Genomic DNA, 22,713 nt, shown 5'->3' with positions numbered 1-22,713 from the left:
GCCAGCGTTCGTCCTGAGCCAGGATCAAACTCTCCAACAATGTCAAATTTGATCGAGGCAATTTAATGCACTCAAAGGAACCTCAAACGAGGTTTAAATACATAAGCTCTACTGGCTTAGTTCACTAGCACACTGTTGAGTTCTCAAGCAACACACTTTGTTTCAAAGCGATATTCACAAGCTTTTGGTCGAGCATACCGAGTCCTACGGTCTTAGTCGTAGGGAGTCGGCGGCCGCTCGTGGGCCGACGCTGAACGTTACCTGGTCCGATTCGCGGTGTCAACCCGCTCGGCCCGTGTTCCTGGCCTGGGGCTTTCGGCCCCGGCGGCCCGGTGTTCTTGGCGACGAAGAGAAGATTACATGCCCCGGAACCCCCTGAAAACAGGGGGGTCACTTAACGACATCGCCGCAGGTCAGTCGGTATGAACCGCCGTCATCCGACGGTCTTCAGGTAGCGAGGCGGTTCGCGGGCGGGGACGACGCGTTCGAAGTCGGCCGCGTAGGAGAGCACTCGAGCGTCTGCCCACCGCCCCGCCATGAACGAAACTCCGACTGGAAGCTCGCCGACGAACCCGGCGGGCACGGTCACCGCCGGATAGCCCGCGACCGCGGCCGGCGTCGACGACGGGATCACGTCGTTGTCGCCGGTCTTGCAGTCGGTCTTCCAGGCAGGCGGGTTAGTGGGTGCAGCGATCGCGTCGAGGCGGTACTTCGCGACGGTCTCGTCGATCGAGCGTTTCGCCAGGTCGGTCAGCTCGCGGCGCATCGCCAGGTAGCCGGGGTCGGACGGGCCGGGCGCGGTGAGTGCCTGCTCGAAGAGTTCCTGCCCGGCGAAACAGGTCCGCTCCAGCGGATCGGACTTGTTGTAGGCGATCAGCGCGGCGAGGTCGCGCGGGCCTTCGGGGCGCGTGGCCAGGTAGCGGTCGATGTCGCGGTGGAACTCCGTGAGCAGCGCCGGGAACTCCAGTTCACCGAGCCTTGCCTGGTATGGCGGCGTCACCTCGACGACTTCGGCACCGGCCCTGACCAGCGAGTTCCTGGTCCGCGTCAGCACGGCGTCGACGTCCGGGCCGAGGATCGGCAGGCGCCAGAGTCCGATCCGGGAGCCTTTCAGCACGCCTGGCCGGAGGTGCGCGGCGTAGTCGGTCGGCTGATTCGGCGGGTACGCGCCGGTGGCGGGGTCGGCCGGGTCGCGGCCTTGGAGCGCGGAAAGGGTCAGCGCGACGTCGACGACATGCCTGGCGATCGGACCGGCGGTGTCCTGTTCCGCCGAGATCGGCACCACGCCGGCGCGGCTGACCAGGCCGAGGCTTGGTTTGTGCCCCACGGTCGAGGTCATCCCGGCCGGGCAGACGATCGAGCCGTCGGTCTCACTTCCGATCGCGACCTGCGCGAGTGACGCGGCCACTCCGGCGGCGGAGCCGGCGGAAGACCCACAAGGGTTGCGGTCGAGTACGTACGGGTTGTTCGTCTGCCCGCCGACGCCGGACCACCCGGAAGTGGGTCTGGCGGCGCGGAAGTTCGCCCATTCGGACAGGTTCGCCTTGCCGAGGACCACCGCCCCCGCGTCACGCAGACGGCGGATCAAGGTCGCGTCCTTCGCGGGCTTGCTGCGCAGGGCCCGAGAGCCGGCGGTCGTCTGCATCGACCGGGTGTCGACGTTGTCCTTCACCAGGATCGGGATGCCGTCGAGAGGGCCTCGCGTCTTGCCTGCCCGACGGCGGACGTCACTTTCCGCGGCTTGCGCGATCGCGGCCGGATCGACCGCGATGACCGCGTTCACCTTCCCGTCGACCTTGCGGATGCGATCAAGATAAGCCGAGGTCAGGCCGACTGCCGTGAGCCGCCCGGCGGACATGCGCGCCTGGAGGGCGGGGATGTCGGCGGCATCGAGATCGAGAGGCCTGCTGACGGCGGATGCCGCTGGTGCGGCACTCGCCGTGATGGTCACGGCGACCAGTGTCGTCAGGATTCGGAACACCGGTCGCCGCACCATCAGGTCTCCTTCTAGAGCACCGGAAGCAAGGTCCGCAGTTCGTACGGGGTCACCGCGCTGCGGTAGTTATCCCATTCAACACGTTTGTTGCGCAGGAAGAAGTCGTAAACGTGCTCTCCGAGCGCTTCGGGCAGAAGTTCCGATTTTTCCATCTCGGACAGGGCCTCACCGAGGTTCTGCGGGAGCTGGGCGTATCCGGCCGCGCGGCGTTCGGCGTCGGACAGCTGCCAGATGTTGTCCTCGGCGGGAGGCGGCAGCTCGTAGCCCTTCTCGATGCCCTTGAGGCCGGCGGCCAGGATGACCGAGTAAGCCAGATAGGGGTTGCAGGCCGAGTCGAGCGTGCGGATCTCCACGCGGCGTGACGACGCCTTGCCCGGGGAGTACATCGGGACTCGGACCAGCGCGGAGCGGTTGGCCCGGCCCCACGAGACGGTCGTGGGGGCCTCACTGCCGCTGATCAGCCGTTTGTAGGAGTTCACCCATTGGTTGGTGACCGCCGAGATCTCCTTCGCGTGGTGCAACAACCCCGCCACGAAAGCTTTACCTGTCGCTGACAACTCGTACGGGTCTTCGGCGTCGTAGAAGGCGTTGCGGTCACCCTCGAAGAGGCTCACGTGGGTGTGCATCCCGGAGCCCGGCTGGCTGGTGAACGGCTTCGGCATGAAGGTGGCGCGGACCCCCTGGGTGAGCGCGACCTCCTTGACGACGTAACGGAAGGTCATCACGTTGTCGGCCATGGTCAGCGCGTCGGCGTACCGGAGGTCGATCTCCTGCTGACCGGGCGCGCCCTCGTGATGGCTGAACTCGACCGAGATCCCCATCGCCTCGAGCGTCTCGATGGCGTGGCGGCGGAAGTGCGTCGCGGTCGCGTGGCTGGCCTGGTCGAAGTACCCGCCGTTGTCCGCGGGCTCGGGCTCGCTGCCGTCGTCCGGCAGGCTCGAGAGCAGGAAGAACTCGATCTCGGGGTGGACGTAGCAGGTGAAGCCCGCTTCGGCCGCCTTCGAAAGCTGCCTGCGCAGGACGTGCCGCGGATCCGCCCAGGACGGGGAGCCGTCCGGCATCGCGATGTCGCAGAACATGCGCGCCGAATACGGTCCGCCGTCGGGGGTCTCCCAAGGCAAGACCTGGAACGTGGCCGGGTCGGGCTTCGCGACCATGTCGGATTCGTAGACGCGCGCGAACCCTTCGATGGCCGAGCCGTCGAAGCCGATCCCTTCGCTGAAGGCGCCCTCGAGCTCGGCGGGCGCCACGGCGACGGATTTGAGAAACCCCAGCACATCCGTGAACCAGAGCCTGACGAAACGGATGTCGCGCTCTTCCAAGGTACGGAGCACGAACTCCTGCTGGCGATCCATGGCCGCACCCTAACGAGAACGTGTTAACGACATGTTTCGCGACGCGCCGTACGACCGGAAGTGGTAGATCACCCGACCGGAACCGGCTCGGGTTTGGCCGCCTTCGTGATCGACAGGGAAGCGACCGAAGCGAGCACCGCGAGGCCCGCGGCGATGTACCAAGCGAGCGCGTAGCTGCCGGAAGAGTCACGGATCGCGCCGGCGCCGAAGGCCGCGAGACCCGCGCCGAGCTGGTGACTGGCGAAGACCCAGCCGAAGACGATCGGCCCGGCGGCACCGAACTGGCGGACGCAGAGCGCGACCGTCGGTGGGACCGTCGCCACCCAGTCGAGGCCGTAGAAGACGATGAACGCCCACATGCTCGGCTCCACCGATCCGCTTAACAGCTGCGGAAGAAGTGCGAGCGAAACGCCACGAAGGGAGTAGTAGACGCCGAGCAGGACGCGCGGATCGACCCGGTCGGTGAGCCAGCCGGAGGCGATCGTGCCGACGACGTCGAAGATCCCGACGAGGGCGAGCAGGCCGGCGGCGGTGGTCTGCGGCATGCCGTGGTCGTGTGCGGCGGGGACAAAGTGGGTGCTGACCAGGCCGTTCGTCGTGGCGCCGCAGATCGCGAAACCGGCTGCGAGCAGCCAGAACGTCTTCGTGCGTGCTGCCGAGCCGAGGACCGAGAGCGCACGACGGGCGGAACCACTCGTACGGGCTGGTGGTTCGACTTCTCCGGGTTCGGCGCCGTACGCGGTCGTTCCGACGTCGGACGGGTGATCGCGGACCACCAAGAGGACGACGGGAACGACGGCCAGCGCGGCGATGGCGATGACGAGCGAGGCCGTCCGCCAGCCTTCGTCGATGGCGAGGTTCGCCACGATCGGGAGGAAGATCAGCTGGCCGGTGGCCCCGGCCGCGGTGAGGACGCCGGTGACGACGCCGCGGCTGCGGACGAACCAGCGGGCGGCGACCGTCGCGGCGAAACTCATCGCCATCGAGCCGGTGCCGACACCGACCAGGACACCCCAGCAGAGGATGAGCTGCCAGCTCGCGCTCATGAACACCGTGCCGCCCGCGCCGATCGCGACGACGAACAACGCCGTCGAGGCGACGCGTCGCATGCCGAAGCGCTCCATGAGAGCTGCCGCGAAGGGCGAGAAGAGGCCGTAGAGCACGAGGTTGACGGAGACGGCCGACGCGATCGTCGCGCGCGACCAGCCGAACTCGTTGTGAAGCGGGTCGATGAGCACCCCGGGGGCCGCGCGGAACCCAGCGGCGGCGAGGAGGGCGACGAACGCGGCGGCCGCGATGAACCACGCACGGTGGAGTCGGGTTTGGAGTTGCACGCCGATCAGCGTCATCGACGGCGGCTCCTGGCGGAAGCGGCTGGAAGGACACTGTGCGAAAGATTCGGGCCAAGGCCATAGGCTCGGGCCATGCGCTGCCGTCATCTCGTGCCGGTGCTGCTGCTCTCGATCGGGCTCATCGGCGGCTGCGCGGGGTCACCCCCGCTGCCCTCGGCACCGGAATTCGTGAGCGCGGCGGCCGACTCCCTCGTCTCTTTGCGCAGCGTGCGGTTCACCCTCGGCGTGAACGGCGTGGTCACCGGGCTGCCGGTGCGCGGGCTCGACGGCGAGATCAGTCTCGAGGGTGGCGCGGTCGGTAACGCCGATCTGCAAGACGACTTCGAACGGATGAAGGTCAAGTACCGGCTGTCCGGTTCGGAGATCACGCTCAGTGGGCCTGGCGGGGAGCGCGTGATTTCTGCTTCGGCGCCGTACACGCCGCAGGCGATGCTCGGAGCTGAAGGCGGGCTTCGGCGGCTGCTGACCGGGGCGACCGAGCTGAAGGGCGAGCGGTGGGAGCGGGTGCAGGACACCGACTCGTTCCGGATCGGCGCGAAGGTGCCGGCCGCGGTGATCGGCGGGATCGTGCCGGAGATCCGGTCGGATGTGTTCGTGAAGCTGTGGATTTCGAAGGACGAGCCGCGGCGGCTGATGCGGGTGTGGGTGCAGGTGCCGCCGACGAGGCCGGAGGACTTCGCGGTGATGCTGGAACTGGCGTTGACCGGGCATGACGCGGTGGTCGTCGGGGGCGGGCGATAGCAAAGGTCCCTTGCTCCCCCGCTAGGTGCAGCGGGTGCCGGGGGCGGGTAATTCGCCGTCGGTCAGGTACGCGTTGCCCGCGCCGTCGACGCATTCGTTGCCGTCGAGGAAGACACCGTCGAGGAGCAGCGCCCGCATCTTGTCCGGGTACGCCTCGGCATAGGCGGTCCCGATCTGCGTGCCGTACGAATAGCCCAGGTAGGTGAGTTTTTCGTCGCCGAGGACCGAGCGCAGGACGTCAAGGTCGCGGACGACATCCCTGGTCCCGATGTTGGCGAGTAGCTCCTGGCCGTGCTTCGTGCGATCGGCACACTTCGCGGCGTACGCGCTGGCGTCGGCGAGTTGCTTCGCGATCCCGCTCGGAGTCGTGTCGCTTTCCGAATCCTCCGCACGGTCCGCGTCGCGTTCGGCGTCGGTGAGACAGACGAGCTTCGGTTCGCTTGTCCCGACGCCGCGCGGGTCGAATCCGACGATGTCGAATCGCGTCGCCGGCGTCGCAGCGGGGCGGGACTTCGCGATTCGCGCCGCCGCTGAGACACCCGATCCGCTGATCGGTCTTCTTCGCCTTGTGCCGGTGGACGCCGATCGAGATCGTTTCGCCGTCCGGTTTCAAGTAGTCGAGCGGAACGGTGAGCTTCGCGCAGTCGAACGCCTTGTCCGTGCACGCGCTCCACGCGAGCTTCTGCCCGGTGAACCTTTCGAGCGCCTTCGGGTCCGGAGTCGGCGACACCGAAGTCGTCGGCGGCGCGGGCCGCGGCGTCGTGCACGAAGCGACCAGTGCGGCGACAACACCGAACTCGTTACTTGGCCTCGCAGCGAGTGCCCTCGTCCGGCACGGTGCCGTCCACCAGGTATTTGATGCCGATCTGGTCGACACACGAGACGCCCTGGAGGAACACCGTGTGTTGGTTCCCCTCGAACGTCAGCAAAGCTCCCTTGATCGCTTTCGCGAGGTTCACGCCCGCCTGGTAGGGGGTCGCCGGGTCGTTCGTCGTGGAGATGACCAGCGTCTTCGGCAGCCCTTCGACGTTGGGCTGGTGCGGCTCCGAGGTGTTCGGCACCGGCCAGAAGGCGCAGGAGTCGAGCGCGGCGCCGTCCGGCTTGCCGTCGTCTAGGAACGGTGCCGCCTGCGCGTACCGCTTCTGCGCGTCCAGGATCTTCGCCGGGTCGGTGACCCGCGGATCGTCGACGCACCGGATCGCGACGAAAGCGTCCTGCGTCGTCCCGTAGCGGCCGTCGGCGCCGCGTTCGTTGTAGAGGTCGGCCAGTTTTTCCAGGCCGTCGCCGCGTTGGCGCTTCAGGTCGTTGAGCGCGGTGTTCAGCGGTTCCCAGAGATCTTCCTGGTAAAGAGCCTGTATCACGCCGGTGGTCGCGTCCTCGTACGACAGTTTCCTGCCGTCGCTGACCGGGACGGGGAAGTCGATCAATGGCCGCACCAGGTCCTGGAACGCCTTCGTCACGCCCGCGGCGTCTCGCCCGAGCGCGCAGTCCTCCCGCGCGGCACACCAGTTGGAGAACGCGCCGAACGCCTTGCCGAAGCCCTGCCCCTGCGCTACCAGCGATTCCACCGCGTCCTGCTCCGGGTCGACGGCCCCGTCGAGCACCAGCGCGCGGACGTTCGTCGGGAACGCCTCCGCGTAGGCGGATCCGATCCGCGTGCCGTACGAGTAGCCGACGTAGCTCAGCTTCGGATCGCCGAGAACGGACCGCAGGACGTCCATGTCCTTGACAACGTCGCGGGTACCCACGTTCGCGAGCATCGAGGCGCCGTGTTCGGTCCTCTGGGCGCACCTGGTCGCGAAGTCCTTGGACTCGGCTTCCTGCTTTTTCACTCCCTCGGGTGACCCGTCCGTCTCGCTGTCGTCCGCCCGGTCCGCGTCGCGTTCGGCGTCGGTCAGGCAGCGGATCTGCGGCTGGCTCGCACCGATGCCTCGCGGGTCGAAGCCGACCACGTCGAAGCGTTTGCCCAGCTCATTCGTCGCGGTCCGGGACGCGAGACCGGCCGCGGCCTGCATGCCGGAGGCTCCGGGGCCACCCGGGTTGACCACGAGCGAGCCAATCCTTTCGTCGGTTTTCAGTGCCTTCCGGCGCAGGAGACCGAGCGTGATCGAGTCGCCTTCAGGCTTCGCGTAATCGAGCGGAACGGCCAGCCGGGCGCATTGCGCGTCCTTCACTCGAAACGCCGCTTTTGCGTCGTCGGATGTCGCGTAGGGTGCACAGTCGGCCCAGGTCAGACTCTGTCCGTAGAACTTCTCCAGTCCTGCGGGCACCTGGCCGGACGGAGCATGCGACTCGGTCGCCGGAGGCGGCGGCTGGGTTCTACCCTCTCCCGACGAGCACGCGGCGAAAGTGACGGCGAGCAGGCCGGACAGCGAGATCGCGGCGAATCGGCGGGCACGGGACCTGGCGCTGACATGAGTGGACACGGTTGGATCGTGCCATCGGCCGTGGAACTCGGCCGCACCACCACCGCGTTGGTGATACGGGTGCGGACGGCAGAAGAACAGACGGGAGCACAGGGGTGGCAGCACTGATCAGCCGGGTGGGCAAGAAGCTGCGCCGGATCATCCAGCGGCCGGGCAGCGTCGAGCTGACCCGCTACGAGGCGCTGCTGCCGGCCATCGAGAAGCTCGAGCCCGAGTTGGAGAAGCTCTCCGACAAGGAGCTGACAGAGCGGGCCGGCAAGCTTCGGGACGCCACGGCCTTCGGCAACGACCAGCTGGTCGAGGTCTGCGCGCTCGGCCGTGAGGCCGCTCGCCGGGCACTGGGTGAGCGTGCCTTCGACGTCCAGCTGCTGGGCACGATGGGCCTGCTCAGCGGGCACATCGTGCAGATGGAGACCGGTGAGGGCAAGACGCTGGCCGGTGCGCTGGCAGGCGCCGGATACGCCCTGCGCGGCAAGCACGTCCACGTCGTCACGGTGAACGACTACCTCGCCCGCCGTGACGCGGAGTGGATGGGCCCGATCTACGATCTGCTCGGCGTCTCCGTCTGCTGGATCGAGCCCGCGCACTCCCGGGACGAGCGCCGCGAGGCGTACGCGAAGGAAGTCACGTACGGTGCCGTCAGCGAGATCGGCTTCGACGTGCTGCGCGACCGCCTCGTGACGCGCGAGGAGGACCTGGTCCAGCGCGATCCCGAGGTGGCGATCGTCGACGAGGCGGACTCCGTGCTGGTCGACGAGGCGCGTGTGCCGTTGGTGATGGCGGGGTCGATCGACCACACCGACGCCGACGAAGAGGTCGCGAACATCGTCCGGCGCCTGCGGCTCGGGCTGCACTACGAGACCGACGCCGACGGCCGTAACGCCTGGCTGACCAAGGCGGGCGCTTCGGTGGTCGAGAAGGCCCTCGGCGACGACATCAACCTGTACGACGACACGGGTTCGGACCGGCTGCCCGCGGTGAACGTGGCGCTGCACGCGCACGCGCTGCTCACCCGCGACGTCGACTACCTCGTGCGGGACGGCAAGGTGCAGCTGATCAACGCCGCGCGCGGCCGCGTCGCCGAACTCCAGCGCTGGCCGGACGGCCTCCAGGCCGCCGTCGAGGCGAAGGAGCAGGTCAAGGCGACCGACCGGGGCGAGATCCTCGACTCGATTACCGTGCAGGCGCTGCTCGCGCGCTACCCCGAGGTCGCGGGCATGACCGGTACCGCGGTCGCGGTCGCCGAGCAGCTGCGCGAGTTCTACAAGCTCGAGGTCGCGGTCATCCCGCCGAACACGCCGAACATCCGCGAAGACCAGGAGGACAGGATCTTCGGATCGCCGTCGCAGAAGCTGCGCGCGATCGAGGAGGAGATCCGGCGGGTGCACGAGAGCGGACGGCCGATCCTCGTCGGCACCCAGGACGTCGCCGAATCGGAGGAACTGGCCGAGAAGCTGGCGAAGGTCGAACTCGAGTGCGTCGTGCTCAACGCGCGCAACGACGCCGAGGAAGCCGCGATCATCGCCGACGCCGGCAAGAAGGGCGCTGTCACCGTTTCGACCCAGATGGCCGGTCGAGGCACCGACATCCGGCTGGGCGGCAAGGACGGCGACGGCCGCGACGAGGTCGTCGAACTGGGCGGCCTGCACGTGATCGGCACCGCCCGCTACCCGTCGAGCAGGCTGGACGGCCAGCTGCGCGGCCGGTCCGGACGGCAGGGCGACCCGGGCAGTGCGGTGTTCTTCGCCAGCCTGAACGACGAACTCGTGCTGTCGAACGCGCCGGACATCCCCGAGGGCATCAGCTCGGACGTGGGCAGCGGTGAGATCGTCGATCCGGCGGCGCTGCGGCAGATCAACCACGCGCAGCGTGTCGCCGAGGGTGTCGACCTGGAGATCCACCGGAACACCTGGCGCTACACGCGGCTGATCGAGCGGCAGCGTGGCGAATTGCTCGGGCACCGGGACAAGGTTCTGCGGACCGCGCACGCGGCGGAGGTGCTGGAGAAGGCGCATCCGGAGAAGTTCAAGGAGCTTTCGGAGGCCGTCGACGACGAGGCTCGTGTCGAACAGCTGAGCCGTGAGGTGCTGCTGTTCCACATCGACCAGCTGTGGTCGGACCACCTGGCGTTCCTGACCGACGTGCGGGAGAGCATCCACCTGCGGGCGCTGGCGCGGGAGACGCCGATCGACGAGTTCCACCGCGCGGCGATCCCCGAGTTCCACAAGATCATCCCGGAAGCGGCCGAGCGGGCGGCGAAGACGCTCGAGGAGGCCGAGATCACCGAGAACGGGATCGACCTCGGTGACGCGGGAGTGCGGCGGGCCAACACGACGTGGACCTACCTGGTGCACGACAACCCGTTCGACTCCGACTTCGAGCAGACCATCAAGAAGGTGCGGAGCATGATCAAGCGGAAGTAGCGCTCGGTCCGGTCGCGGGAGCGGGGAACCTTTGCTGTCACTCTCTTTTGGAGAGCGACAGCAAAGGTCCCCCGCTCTCTTTTGGGGCGAAACCGCAGGTCAGCGGCCGGGCAGTAGTAAAGGTCCCTTGCTCCCCCGGCAGCGGGCCGCACCCAGTTGGGCGATTCGGCACATCCACTCGTCCCCCGTGACTCCCGTGAGTGAGAATGTCGGCATGCCGCAACTGCGCATCGCACTGGCCCAGGTCAACACCACCGTCGGAGACCTCGAGGGCAACGCCGAGCTCACAGTCGAGTGGACCCGTAAAGCCGCCGAGGCAGGCGCCCACATCGTGGTCTTCCCGGAGATGTCCCTCACCGGCTATCCCGTCGAGGACCTCTCCCTCCGCCCGACCTTCGCCTCCGCCTCGAAGCAGATGGTCGAAGCGCTCGCCCAGCGGCTCGATGACGCCGGATGCGGCGAAGTGCTCACCTACATCGGGTATCTCGACCTGGACGAAACCGGCCCGCGCGACGCGGCGGCCGCGCTGTACCGAGGCGAAGTGGTCGCCCGCCAGTTCAAACACCACCTGCCCAACTACGGCGTCTTCGACGAGCACCGCTGGTTCAAGCCGGGCAACGAACTGGAGGTCGTCCGCTTCCACGGTGTCGACGTCGGCATGGTGATCTGCGAGGACGTCTGGCAGGACGGCGGCCCGATCTCCGCACTCGGCAAGGCCGGAGTGGACCTCGTGGTCGCACCCAACGCTTCGCCTTACGAGCGTGCGAAGGACGACATCCGCCTGCCACTCATCGCCCGTCGCGCGGCCGAGGCCGGGGCGCCACTGGTGTACACGAACCAGATCGGCGGTCAGGACGACCTCGTCTTCGACGGCGACTCGATCGTGGTCGGCGCGGACGGCCGGTTGCTGGCACGCGCGCCCCAGTTCACCGAGCACCTGCTGATCGTCGACACGGACCTCGTCGCGGGCGGGCACACCGCCGAGGGCGAGTTCGAGGGCCTGCGGGTCAAGCGCCGCGTCCTCAGCGAAGAAACGGTTCCGGCCTACAGCCCGCGCACCGAATCGGTGATCAGCGAACCGCTGTCGGACGAGGCCGAAGTGTGGCACGCGCTCGTGATCGGCCTGCGCGACTACGTGCACAAGAACGGCTTCTCGTCGGTGACGTTCGGCTTCTCCGGCGGCATCGACTCGGCGGTCGTGGCCGCGCTGGCCGCCGACGCGCTCGGCGGCGACAACGTCTACGGCGTTTCGATGCCTTCGGAATACTCGTCGGAGCACTCGAAGGGCGACGCCGAAGACCTCGCCCGCCGCATCGGCGCGCATTACCGCGTCGAACCGATCGCGGACATGGTCAAGGTCTACGTGGAGCAGCTCCAGCTGACCGGGCTCGCCGAGGAGAACATCCAGGCGCGGGTCCGCGGCATGCTGCTGATGGCACTGTCCAATCAGGACGGTCACCTGGTGCTCGCCACCGGAAACAAGACCGAACTCGCCGTCGGCTACTCGACGATCTACGGCGACGCCGTCGGGGCCTTCGCGCCGATCAAGGACCTGTTCAAGACGCACGTCTGGCATCTGGCCAAATGGCGTAACGCGGAAGCCGAGAAGAACGGCGAGACCCCGCCCATCCCGGAGAACTCGATCACGAAGCCGCCTTCGGCCGAGCTGCGGCCAGGGCAGCTGGACAGCGACTCGCTGCCCGACTACCTGATGCTCGACGACATCCTCGACGACTACATCGAGGGTGACCGCGGTTATGTCGACCTGGTCGACGCGGGCTTCGAGCCGGAGACCATCGATCGTGTGGTGCGCATGGTCGACAAAGCCGAATACAAGCGCCGCCAGTACCCGCCGGGCACCAAGATCACATTCAAGGCGTTCGGGCGGGACCGGCGGCTGCCGATGACCAACGGCTGGCGCGAGGGCACGGTCGTGGCCCGCTCAGCTCAGCGTGATCTGCTTCCCGGCTGAGTTCTGGAGCACGGCCACCAGACCGGGCTTCGTGTCGCGCCGTACGAGTATGTCCATCCCGAGCGCCCGGACCGCGGACTCCACCGCGGTGGGCTCGGGGTGGACACCGATGACCAGGAGCAGCGGGATCGCGGGGAGCCTCCGTGTCGTCGGATGCGGGGTGCTCCCCCAGTCGATGAGGAAGGGCGCGAGCCCATCCAAGCCGCCGGCGCCGGTGAGGCGCCAGGTCAGCAGGTCGCCGTCGTCGGTGGCGCGCGACATCTCGAATGCCTCTCCCGGGTCGTAACCGCGCTCGCGCGCCTCGGCGATCGCGGCGTCGATGCCCCGCACTCGCGCGGCCCAGGTGACCAGTGCGGGCTCGGTCAGCTCGTCGACGCCGAACGGCCGAGGGCCGACGTGCTCGGATTGGGCCGGGTCAGGCCCGACAACCTCGAGGTAAGCACCGGCACCGAGATCGGCCAGGTAATTGGCCGTGCCGAGCCCGACATGCCTGCCACCGCGTACGGGCGTGACGCCGGTCAGATCCGCGACGCGCGCGATGGCCTCTTCGAGATTCGGCCCGGCGTAGACGAGGTGATCAAGCACGAGGTCGCTCATCCCCATAGTCCTATCGCAGCCGCCACGTCCTTGGCACCGCGGTGCCGCCGAAAGCGGCCAAGCCGAAACTGTCGGACTTGTCTCGTACGCTGGTCTCATGACGGCACCGGGCTACGTCGTGTTCGGCACCGCGATCGGCGACTGCGGCATCGCGTGGAACGAACGCGGGGTCATCGCGGTCCAGCTCCCCGAGGGCAGTGAGGAAAAGACCAGGACACGGCTTGTCGCGCGGCTACCTGACGCGGTCGAATCCGCGCCACCGGCGGAAGTCCAGCAGGCGATCGATGGCGTGGTCTCGTTGATGAACGGCCAGCGCACGGACCTCACCGGCGTCGAACTCGACTACGAGGGCGTGCCGGAGTTCCAGCACCGGGTCTACGAATTCATCCGCTCGATCCCCGCCGGGAAGACGCTGACCTACGGCGACATCGCGAACATCCTCGGCATGCCCGGCGGGGCGCAGGCCGTGGGGCAGGCGATGGGGCGCAACCCGTTCCCGATCATCGTGCCGTGCCACCGCGTGCTCGCCGCGGGCGGCAAGGACGGTGGTTTCTCCGCGAGAGGAGGGGTCGCCACCAAGCGCCGGATGCTGGTCATCGAAGGCGCTTTGGTGGACGAACCGACATTGTTCTAGGCGGACACCGCTACACGGTCGCGGTCGGCGACCACGGCTTGAGCCAGGGCGTCTCCGGCCAGCCTTCCGCGGCGGCCATCAACGGGATGGCGGTCGCGCCGTCGATGTGCTCGCGGATGATGTCGGCGTGCCCGGCGTGCCGCGCGGTCTCCTCGATGAGGTGTAAGAGCACCCAGCGGACCGACCAGGCGTCGACGTCCTGCGGATACCAGGGCACGCCCTTCGGCACCGGGACCGGCTGGCCCAGGTCGGCGATCCCGGCGATGACGTCCGCGGTCCGGCGGGCGACCTCGTCGTAGCGCGCGAAGACGTCTTCGAGCGTCTCATCGTCAGCCATCACGTAACCGGCTTCGTAGTCCTTCATCGTCTCCTCCATCGGCTTCGATGGCTTCTGGAGAAGGATGTCGATCCAGCCGTCTTCGGTGAACGCGGTGTGCTTGATGAGGCCACCGACGCTCAGTGAGCTTCTGGTCGGGACCGCTCTGGCCTGTTCTTCGGTCAGGCCGTGCGCGGCGATGCGCAGGACGTGACGCTGCTGCTCGAGGTAGGCGAGGAGACCTTCGCGCTCATCGGCGACCGGGGGAACGTTTCCAGCCATGATGGCTCCTTCCGTAGGGAAGAAGATCTTTACATCCGGAACGCGGTCTCGGGCCGATTCGAGCAGGAAGAGAGCAAGGGACCTTTGCTATCGCTCGTTAGTGAGGCTAACGAGCGATAGCAAAGGTCCCTTGCTCCCCCGCTACGACTGGGGACGCACGAACGGGAACAGCACGGTCTGCCGGATCGAAGCCCCGGTCAGCATCATCAGCAGCCGGTCGACGCCGATGCCGAGCCCGCCGGTCGGCGGCATGCCGTGTTCGAGCGCGAGCAGGAAGTCCTCGTCCAGTTCCATCGCCTCGACATCCCCGCTCGCCGCGCGCAGCGACTGCGCCTCCAGCCGCCGCCGCTGTTCGAGCGGATCGGTCAGTTCGGTGTAGGCCGTGCCGACCTCGGAGCCGAACGCGATCAGGTCCCAGCGCTCGGCCAGCCGCGGATCCACACGATGCTGCCGGGTCAGCGGCGAGACATCCGTCGGGTAGTCGGTGTAGAAGGTCGGCATCACCGTCGAACCTTCGACGAGGTGCTCGTGCGCCTTCAGCACGAGGTCACCGTGTCCGGCCTCCTTGTTCACCGGCACTCCCGCCACGCGGCACAGCCGCTGGAGTTCGGCGACCGAGGTGCCCGCGTCGATCTGCGCCCCGAGCGCCGCCGAAACGGCTTCGTGGACCGGGATCACCGGCCAATCACCGGAGATGTCGTACTCGACGACCTTCCCGTCCGGCCCCGGACGGCGAACGACCTGCGCGCCGTACGCGGCCTCAGCGGCGTGCTGCACGAGTTCACGCGTCAGCGTTCGCATCGTGTTGTAGTCGGCATACGCCTGGTATGCCTCCAGCATGGTGAATTCGGGGTTGTGCGTCGCGTCGACGCCTTCGTTGCGGAAGTTCCGGTTCAGCTCGAAAACCCGCTCGACCCCGGCCACGCACAGCCGTTTCAGGTACAGCTCGGGCGCGATCCGCAGGTACATCCGCATGTCGTAGGCGTTGATATGGGTGACGAACGGGCGGGCGTTGGCGCCGCCGTGCACGGTCTGCAACATCGGCGTCTCGACTTCGAGGTAATCGCCCCGGTGCAGCCGTTCCCGCACCGCGCGCACCACGGTCGACCGCATCCGCAGCATCGCCGTCGAGTCCGGATTCACCGCGAGGTCGAGGTAGCGCTGCCGCACTCGCGTCTCCGGGTCGGTGAGACCCTTTCGCTTGTCCGGCAACGGATGCAGGCTCTTCGCCGTGACCGTCCACGCTTCGACGAGCACGGAAAGCTCACCGCGCCGCGACGTCACGACCTGCCCGCTCACGCCGACGTGGTCACCGAGGTCGACACCCCGCCGCCAGCCGCCGGGATCGAGCACGGACGCGTCGAGCATCAGCTGGATCTCACCGCTGAAGTCCTTGACCCTGGCGAAACAGAGTCCGCCGAGGTTGCGCATCGCGAGCACCCGGCCTGCGATGCTGACCCGGTGACCGGTGTGAGTGTCCGGGCCCAGGTCCCCGAACTTGGCGACGACCTCGCCGAGCAGATCCTCCCGGGCGAAACCGACCGGATAGGGGTCGATCCCGGCTTCCCGCAAGCGATCCAGCTTCGCCATCCGCACGCGGACCTGGTCCGGGCGCCGCACCTGCTTCGGCGCCGGGGTGGCCGCGTTCGCGTCGATACGGTCGACTTCGGCGACGAATTCGTCGGTGACCGTCTCCAGTTTCAGTGCCCGCCCTGACCGTCCGGTCGGGACGAAACCTTCGAGCGCACCGGCGACGATGCCGACCCGCGGCAGCCGTCGAGCCGAGGAATAGCACAGAAATCGCGGTTCCCAGTCGGGGCCGTACTTGGCGTTGGACCGGTAGAGCGATTCCAGCTGGAAGAACCTCGACGCCATGCTGAGGACACCGCGCCAGGCGCGGAGCACCGGACCCGCACCGATCCGCTCCCCCTCGGAGAAGACGGCGCGGAACATCGCGAAGTTCAGTGAAATCCGTTGTGCGCCAAGGTGTGAGCTCGCCGCCACCACCTCGGCGATCATGTACTCGTTGAGGCCGTTCTCGGCGTCACGGTCACGCCGCATCAAGTCCAGCGACAACCCACGGCGACCCCACGGGACGAACGACAGCATGCCGCGCAGCTCGCCTCGGGCGTCGTACGCCTCGACCATCACGCTCCGGCCGTCACTCGGATCACCGAGCCTGCCGAGCGCCATCGAGAACCCGCGCTCGGTCTCCGCGCCGCGCCACTGCTGCGCCTGCAACAGCAGCCGCGCCATTTCGTCGGCCGGGATTTCGCTGTGCCGCCGGACTTTCGTGGTGTATCCGGCCCGTTCGATCCGTTTGACCGCTTGCCGGACCGAGCGGCGTTCCGGCCCGGCGAGGCTGAAGTCACGGACGTCGAGGACCGCTTCGTCGCCGATCTCCAGCGCGCGCAGACCCTCGTCGGCGTACACCTTCGCGCCGCGTTCGCTCGCGCCGAGCACGCCAGGGGTCCAGCCGTAGGTGCGTGCTTCGTTCAGCCAGGCACGGACCGCGTCAGGCCAGGCGTCGGGATCACCGATGGGATCGGCGCTGGCGACGCTGGTGCCCGCGAGCACGCGGTAGGCGACGGCGGCGCGGCCATTGGGTGAAAAGACGACGCTCTTCTCGCGCCGGGTGGCGAAATAGCCCAAAGAGTCGTCTTCACCGTGTTCGGCGAGAAGGCGGCGTACGCGCAGTTCTTCCTCGTCTGTCCTCAACCGACGGCTGCGAACCCCGCGGAAAAGCGTGTACAGCGCGGCCGTCGCGACGGCGGTGGCGCTGAGGTCGAGCACGAGATCGAGCCAGGCGGGTCCTTCGCCGATGCCGACCCGGCGGAGCTGGATGTTCTCACCGGTCGTGTGGTTGACGACCCAGGCGAACCGCGCCCAGGTGTCCACGAGACGACCGGGGAAGGCCTCGCTCAGCCCCCAGCCGATGAGGATGACCGCGGCCAGCCCGCCGAACAGCATGGTGAGGCCGTCGCGCCACGCGCCCGGCGCGAGCCGGGCGGGGAACGCGGGCCGCAGAATCCACAGGAACGCGATCATGCCGATCGAGATCACGTCGACGATGGCCAGCACCCACACCTGATGCGGGATGTGCCGGACCTGCCACGGCCCCAGTCTCAGCAGTTCGGGCCACCACAACAGAGCGGCTTGGAAGGCCAGGGTCACCGCGATGCCGCCGATCTGAAACAGCAGCAGCGTGTAGAGGGCGGCGCGTTTGCGTCGGCGAAGCGCGGCGCCGAGAACGACGAGCAGCAGGACGATCACGAGGCTCGCGTTCGTCGGGATACTCAGTGCCGAGAAGGCGACGTCACCCGCCTTGAGCACCTTCCCCTTCACGCCGCCGGCGAGAAGGAGGATCACGGAGAACACGGCCGCGAGCTGCACAAGAGTGGCGACGATGCCGCCCGCCCTCGCCTTCCACGGCGGGACACGGCTCGCTGGGTTTCCCATACTGGCCTTTCGGGGTACACACAGGTGATCGACAGCTGCTACTACTTGACGTCACACAACCCGGTGTGGTTGTCAACGATCATCATCCTCTGGTCTCGATTTGGTCGTCCGGAGGCGTGACGCTGCGGTGTGAAGCTGGTCGCAGGGCCTTGGGGGCGCTATCCCCGCGTGTCAGGCTTTGCTCTGTTCAGCTCCGCGACCCGGGGACCTCTTCGAGGCCTCGAGGGAAGGACGGTCGACAAGGATGTCTGCCACCGAAAAGGATTCTGGCGAACTCGCCGCTCCGTACGGAACCGGTGCGGCACCCCAGGCCACATCTGGGAAGAAAGTCCGCGTACATCACCTTCGCGACATGAAGGAGCGCGGCGAAACCTGGCCGATGCTCACCGCCTACGACATGTACACCGCCGCGCTGTTCGACGAGGTCGGCATTCCCGTGCTGCTCGTCGGCGATTCTGCGGCGAACAACGTCTTCGGCTACGACACGTCACTTCCGGTGACCGTGGACGAGCTGCTTCCCCTGGTCCGGGCGGTGACCCGCTCGGTGAAGCGGGCGCTGGTCGTGGCCGATCTGCCGTTCGGCTCGTACCAGCTTTCGCCGCAGCAGGCGCTGGAGACGTCGGTGCGATTCATGAAGGAAGGCCGTGCGCACGCCGTGAAACTCGAAGGCGGGCGGAAGTTCGCGCCGCATGTCGAGGCGCTGACGTCGGCCGGCGTCCCGGTGATGGGACATATCGGATTCACCCCGCAGAGTGAACACAATCTCGGCGGCTACCGAGTCCAGGGACGCGGCGAAGCGGCTGACGCGCTGCTCGCCGATGCGCTCGCCCTGGAGGAGGCAGGCGCCTTCGCGGTCGTCATGGAGATGGTGCCCGCCGAAGCGGCGAAGCGGATCACGCACGAACTGAGGATCCCGACCGTCGGTATCGGCGCCGGGCCGGACTGCGACGCGCAGGTGCTCGTCTGGCAAGACATGGCCGGGCTCCGGCGCGGCAAGACACCCCGGTTCGTGAAGAAGTACGCCGATCTGGCAGGCGTGCTGGCCGGGGCCGCGACGGCGTTCGCGGAGGACGTCCGGCGAGGCGAATTCCCGGCTTCGGAGCACTCGTTCCACGACTGACCCACCCCTGACCTGCAGAAAGAGAGCAAGGGACCTTTGCTATCACTCCCGTTGGGGAGGGCGATAGCAAAGGTCCCTTGCTCTCTCCGGGGCGGCCCGTGCGTGTCGATCCTTAGTCGTTCACGTATATGAACTTCAATCATGTCCTTGACTCGCGTTCGAGAGCTGCCTTACGGTCTAGCCGTCGCCGCCACGACCAAGCTTCGATCCCTCGACGAGGAGGACCACGGATGCGTGTTCGTGAGCGGGTTCTGGCCATCGGCGCCGGTGTCGCCCTGCTGTCGACCCTGGTGGCGTACCCCGCACAGGCCGCGACAGTCCGCGTAGGGACTTCGAAGCAGCTGACGGCGGCGCTCGCTTCGGTCACTCCCGGCACTGTCATCGAACTCGCGGCCAACACGACCTTCACGGGCAACTTCAAGGCGGCGAAGAGCGGTACCTCCAGCAGCCGCATCACGCTGAAGGGTCCTCGAAGTGCGGTCATCAAGGCTTCGGCCGGGCGCACGCTCGAACTGACCGGTAGCTATTGGAATCTGACCGGCTTCACCCTCACCGGTGGTCAGAAGGGTCTGATGGCGACCGGCGTCAAGAACACGGTGGTCGATGGCGTCAAGGTCACCGCCGTCGGCCACGAGGGCATCCACTTCGAGTACACGAGCACCGACAACGTCGTGAAGAACTCCGAGGTGACCGACACCGGCCGCGAGTACGCGGGCTACGGCGAAGGCATCTACTTCGGTTCCGCGAAGAGCAACTGGCCGGGCGGCACGCCCGACCGGAGCGATCGCAACAAGGCCCTCGGCAACAAGATCGGTCCGAACGTGCGGGCCGAGTCGATCGACATCAAGGAAGGCACCACCGGCGGCGAACTGCGCGGCAACGTCTTCGACGGGACCGGGCAGAGCGGCGAGCACTTCGCCGACAGCTGGGTGGACATGAAGGGCAACAACTACGTGGTCGCGGACAATCGGGGCAGCAAGGTCTTCGTGCACAACGCGACCTACGGCGGCTTCGAGGTCCATGTCCAACTCGAGGGCTGGGGCCGCGACAACACCTTCTCCGGCAACACCGCGGACGTGCAATCCAGTTACGCGTACGGCTTCTATCTCGTGAAGGCCGCGACGGGGAACAAGGTCTGCGCGAGCAACAAGGTGACCGGCGCCGGAAAGGGGTTCGCGAACGTGGCCGCCACGGCGGGCTGCTGACGCGACCGAAGACCGGGGGCCCGCTCAGCCCGGCGGCGGGGGCGGGCCCCCACCCTTCGGACACCCGCCGATTCGGGCAGAGTGTCTTTATGGACGATCTGTACCCGCCGATCCACGTGCGTGCCGAGGGCATGCTCGACGTCGGCGACGGGCACCGGATCTACTGCCAGGAAGCCGGGAACCCGGACGGCAAACCGGTGGTCGTCCTGCATGGCGGCCCTGGTAGCGGTATCTCGCCCATGGCCCGGCGGCATTTCGACCCCGAGGCCTACCGGATCATCCTGTTCGACCAGCGCGGCGCCGGCCGCAGCACTCCGCACATCGGAACACCGGACGTCGACCTGTCGGTCAACACCCTCTGGCACCTCGTCTCGGACATGGAAAAGCTGCGCGAACGGCTGAATCTCGAACAATGGCAGCTCTTCGGCGGCTCGTGGGGCGCGACCCTCGCCCTCGCCTACGCCGAAACCCACCCGAGCCGGGTCAGCGAAATCATCCTGCGCGGCGTCTTCACCGCCCGCCGCAACGAACTTGACTGGATCTACAACGGCGGCGCCGCGAACCTCTTCCCCCGCGAGTGGGAAGCCTTCCTCGCACCGATCCCCGAAGAGCGCCGCGCTGACCCGCTGTCGGCCTACCGCGAACTCGTCTATCACTCCGATCGGATGATTCGGGAACGTGCCGCCATCGCCTGGAGCGTCTGGGAAGGCGCGATCGTCTGCCTGCGCCCGGATCCGGGCTTCCACCATCAGTACGCGTCGCCGGACTTCGCGGTCACCTTCGCGCGACTCGCGTTGCACTACTTCTGCCATGGGGCATGGCTTGAGGATGGGCAGTTGGTCCGGGAGGCCGGGAAGCTGTCGGGGATTCCTGGCGTGATCGTGCAGGGACGGTACGACGCGGTGTGTCCGCCGGTGACGGCCTACGAACTGCACCAGGCTTGGCCGGACTCGAAGCTGGAGTTGGTCGAGGCGGCCGGTCACGCCGTGACGGATCCGGGGATGCTGGCGGCACTTCGGGCCGCGACGGACTCTTTCCGACGTATGCCATGCAGAGGCATAATAACCTGATTTTTACCCTCCGTAACGCCTGAATAGATCGCGATCATCCCAATCTTCCTCGAAGGCATCAATAGCGGTTCTCAACAGCGCTCGCTTCGTTATGCTTGGTTCACTTTCGAGTCTCGTCCTGGCGAAATCTAAAACCGAACTCCAACACAGTTCATGCATGGTGTATTAAAAGATCTCAACCGCGCCGCCCTGAAACAGGGCGTCGATCTCGTTGTGATCAAGGAGCTGTTAAGCCACGCCGACATCGACGTCACCGCCGACGCCTACGCCCACGTCCGACTCCGCCCGCAACGCCAAGCCATCGACGCCATGGGGACCCCCTCGGCGACCAGGACGACGATCCTGACGACCCACCCGCCACAGCCGTCGTCCGCTGACGTTGCCGTCAAAACCGCAGAGCCCTCATCGACATCACTGTCGATGAGGGCTCGTGTGCGGTTTCAGGGTTCTGAATCCTCAGCCGAGAGGGTGTCGTTTTCTGAAGAACCCAAGTTCATCAAGGCTGCCGCGCATCCTTCTCACTGAAGCGTCCACTCACTCAATGAAATTGGTCGAATTCCAGCCCTCATCATCGAGAACATTGCATTGCGATCTTCCCCATATTGATAGACCGATGAATCGAACCCTGCATAGAACCTTCCGGCGCTTCCCGAGTACACGGTCAGATGGAAGCTGTCCACGCCAATCGGGAATAGGGGGGTGTCAGCCACCTCTGTGCATCGGCGAGCCACGTCTGCATCACGGATGGTGCAGACCGCGGACGGATCAAAATTCGTCCAACTTGAGATCCTCTCCCCCGCGATAACAAGGGCTGGGAGATGGTCGATCCTTAGACCAAGATATTCACCCAAGAACTTCCTTGCCTCCTCATGACAGGCGAAACCGACACGCTCCAGACCCGCCACGATGGCATCCGTCTCACGGCGAAACCCAGCCCCCTCCCAGCCACACGACCTGAGGAATTTCTCCAGCTCCGACTCGCGCATTATTTTTACCTCGATAGGTCTGTCGCTCCACACCGAACAAGAACACTCCGACAGGATAAGCACGCCGCTTCTGGGGCACCCGTGGCACTGCGAACGGTCAAGAACTCGATGTCACTCAACCGCAGGGAGCGCCCGACTTGATCCTCAAAATCGGCTCCATGTTCGGCGATTAGAGCATTGCAGGCCCGGATCGGCACAGTTATCGGCTCCGCGGCCAGCGATCTGCCCACCATCCGTAAGAACGGAATCAATCTCGGGCTCGAAATAGGCGGTGCGGGACGAATGACCAGAGTGACCTCTGGAAACCATATCCGTACCCCGGTAGATCCGCCGGGTCTCGGACCAGGACCGCGTCCCCGTGACCGTGGCATTCCGGTGGTCACCGGCCTCCAGCCGGTGCCCGGTCTTCAGATCAATAGCGTTCGACCATCACTTCTCCGACCAAACCAGAACGGATACTCATCCGGTCCCCATCAACGTCCACTTGCTCGCGTGCGAATTATACTTGAACGTTGAACTCTAAGCGAAGCACTGGCAAACAGCCTTCACCAATATCTCGATGGTTCGATCAAATTTGTGAGCCGCCCTGGGGTTGATGGAGTCTCCATCAACCCCAGGGCGGCTCACTGACACTTGACGGTGCTCTTACTCATTCATTCATGAACACCTCGATTGCCCGAGTCTCCGAAGCGGGGGTGGTTGATCGGCCATCTCCCGCCCCCGACGACCCGGACGAAGCTAAGCACCAGGCAGGGGAACCTCGAGATCGGAACGGCGGC

17 protein-coding genes are annotated in these 22,713 nt (G+C 66.7%); 8 read left to right on the top strand and 9 right to left on the bottom strand.

Going from position 1 to position 22,713, the window contains the following annotated elements:
• Positions 1 to 433: 433 nt before the first annotated feature.
• The 3 genes from BS329_RS23760 to BS329_RS23750 form a co-directional block, all read right to left on the bottom strand.
• Positions 434 to 1,996 (bottom strand): amidase, encoded by a 1,563-nt coding sequence (locus BS329_RS23760; protein ID WP_076163414.1) that lies wholly within the window; start codon positions 1,994 to 1,996, stop codon positions 434 to 436.
• 11 nt (positions 1,997 to 2,007) lie between these two features.
• Positions 2,008 to 3,351 carry a type I glutamate--ammonia ligase gene (gene glnA / locus BS329_RS23755; RefSeq protein ID WP_076163413.1) on the bottom strand — a complete coding sequence of 448 codons (1,344 nt, stop codon included), beginning with the start codon at positions 3,349 to 3,351 and terminating at the stop codon, positions 2,008 to 2,010.
• 68 nt (positions 3,352 to 3,419) lie between these two features.
• The gene (locus tag BS329_RS23750; RefSeq protein ID WP_425266372.1) at positions 3,420 to 4,700 is read right to left on the bottom strand and encodes an MFS transporter; all 1,281 of its coding nucleotides are present in this window, start codon (positions 4,698 to 4,700) and stop codon (positions 3,420 to 3,422) included.
• Positions 4,701 to 4,775: 75 nt separating this feature from the next.
• Here BS329_RS23750 and BS329_RS23745 point away from each other — a divergent pair, with 75 nt between their 5' ends.
• Positions 4,776 to 5,444, top strand: a complete 669-nt coding sequence (locus BS329_RS23745; RefSeq protein WP_076163412.1) for an LppX_LprAFG lipoprotein — start codon at positions 4,776 to 4,778, stop codon at positions 5,442 to 5,444.
• A gap of 21 nt (positions 5,445 to 5,465) precedes the next feature.
• Here the strand turns inward: BS329_RS23745 and BS329_RS45545 are convergent, their stop codons facing one another.
• Complete coding sequence (locus BS329_RS45545) at positions 5,466 to 5,918, bottom strand: alpha/beta fold hydrolase (RefSeq protein ID WP_425266373.1); 453 nt, start codon at positions 5,916 to 5,918, stop codon at positions 5,466 to 5,468.
• 326 nt (positions 5,919 to 6,244) lie between these two features.
• Positions 6,245 to 7,816 carry an alpha/beta hydrolase gene (locus BS329_RS23735; protein ID WP_208619263.1) on the bottom strand — a complete coding sequence of 524 codons (1,572 nt, stop codon included), beginning with the start codon at positions 7,814 to 7,816 and terminating at the stop codon, positions 6,245 to 6,247.
• Between the two features lie 149 nt (positions 7,817 to 7,965).
• Here BS329_RS23735 and secA2 point away from each other — a divergent pair, with 149 nt between their 5' ends.
• A complete protein-coding gene (secA2, locus tag BS329_RS23730) occupies positions 7,966 to 10,293 on the top strand; it encodes an accessory Sec system translocase SecA2 (protein WP_076163410.1) in 2,328 nt (775 codons plus the stop codon).
• 214 nt (positions 10,294 to 10,507) lie between these two features.
• Entirely contained in the window at positions 10,508 to 12,265 is a 1,758-nt protein-coding gene (locus BS329_RS23725; RefSeq protein WP_076163409.1) for an NAD+ synthase, read from the top strand.
• Here the strand turns inward: BS329_RS23725 and BS329_RS23720 are convergent.
• Entirely contained in the window at positions 12,236 to 12,862 is a 627-nt protein-coding gene (locus BS329_RS23720) for a VOC family protein (protein ID WP_076163408.1), read from the bottom strand. The two genes, BS329_RS23725 and BS329_RS23720, sit on opposite strands and share 30 nt — an antisense overlap.
• A 97-nt stretch (positions 12,863 to 12,959) precedes the next feature.
• Here BS329_RS23720 and BS329_RS23715 point away from each other — a divergent pair, with 97 nt between their 5' ends.
• Positions 12,960 to 13,496, top strand: a complete 537-nt coding sequence (locus BS329_RS23715) for a methylated-DNA--[protein]-cysteine S-methyltransferase (RefSeq protein WP_076163407.1) — start codon at positions 12,960 to 12,962, stop codon at positions 13,494 to 13,496.
• Between the two features lie 10 nt (positions 13,497 to 13,506).
• Here BS329_RS23715 and BS329_RS23710 read toward each other — a convergent pair whose 3' ends face one another.
• Positions 13,507 to 14,094 (bottom strand): DinB family protein, encoded by a 588-nt coding sequence (locus tag BS329_RS23710; protein WP_076163406.1) that lies wholly within the window; start codon positions 14,092 to 14,094, stop codon positions 13,507 to 13,509.
• A gap of 141 nt (positions 14,095 to 14,235) precedes the next feature.
• Positions 14,236 to 17,553, bottom strand: a complete 3,318-nt coding sequence (gene lysX / locus BS329_RS23705) for a bifunctional lysylphosphatidylglycerol synthetase/lysine--tRNA ligase LysX (RefSeq protein WP_076163405.1) — start codon at positions 17,551 to 17,553, stop codon at positions 14,236 to 14,238.
• Between the two features lie 244 nt (positions 17,554 to 17,797).
• Here lysX and panB point away from each other — a divergent pair, with 244 nt between their 5' ends.
• From panB to BS329_RS44165, 4 genes are all read left to right on the top strand, one after another.
• Positions 17,798 to 18,673, top strand: a complete 876-nt coding sequence (panB, locus tag BS329_RS23700) for a 3-methyl-2-oxobutanoate hydroxymethyltransferase (RefSeq protein WP_076163404.1) — start codon at positions 17,798 to 17,800, stop codon at positions 18,671 to 18,673.
• 230 nt (positions 18,674 to 18,903) lie between these two features.
• Complete coding sequence (locus BS329_RS23695; protein ID WP_076163403.1) at positions 18,904 to 19,878, top strand: right-handed parallel beta-helix repeat-containing protein; 975 nt, start codon at positions 18,904 to 18,906, stop codon at positions 19,876 to 19,878.
• Between the two features lie 89 nt (positions 19,879 to 19,967).
• A complete protein-coding gene (gene pip / locus BS329_RS23690) occupies positions 19,968 to 20,948 on the top strand; it encodes a prolyl aminopeptidase (protein ID WP_076163402.1) in 981 nt (326 codons plus the stop codon).
• Positions 20,949 to 21,101: 153 nt separating this feature from the next.
• Positions 21,102 to 21,473, top strand: a complete 372-nt coding sequence (locus tag BS329_RS44165; RefSeq protein ID WP_208619260.1) for a hypothetical protein — start codon at positions 21,102 to 21,104, stop codon at positions 21,471 to 21,473.
• On the opposite strand, the gene BS329_RS23680 is transcribed toward BS329_RS44165, so the two are convergent.
• The gene (locus tag BS329_RS23680) at positions 21,467 to 21,967 is read right to left on the bottom strand and encodes an SUKH-3 domain-containing protein (RefSeq protein ID WP_143253157.1); all 501 of its coding nucleotides are present in this window, start codon (positions 21,965 to 21,967) and stop codon (positions 21,467 to 21,469) included. The two genes, BS329_RS44165 and BS329_RS23680, sit on opposite strands and share 7 nt — an antisense overlap.
• Positions 21,968 to 22,713: the final 746 nt, after the last annotated feature.

Origin of the sequence: Amycolatopsis coloradensis, assembly GCF_001953865.1 — a bacterium.
GTDB classification, from domain to species: domain Bacteria; phylum Actinomycetota; class Actinomycetes; order Mycobacteriales; family Pseudonocardiaceae; genus Amycolatopsis; species Amycolatopsis coloradensis.
This window is presented reverse-complemented; position numbering and strand designations above follow the sequence as displayed.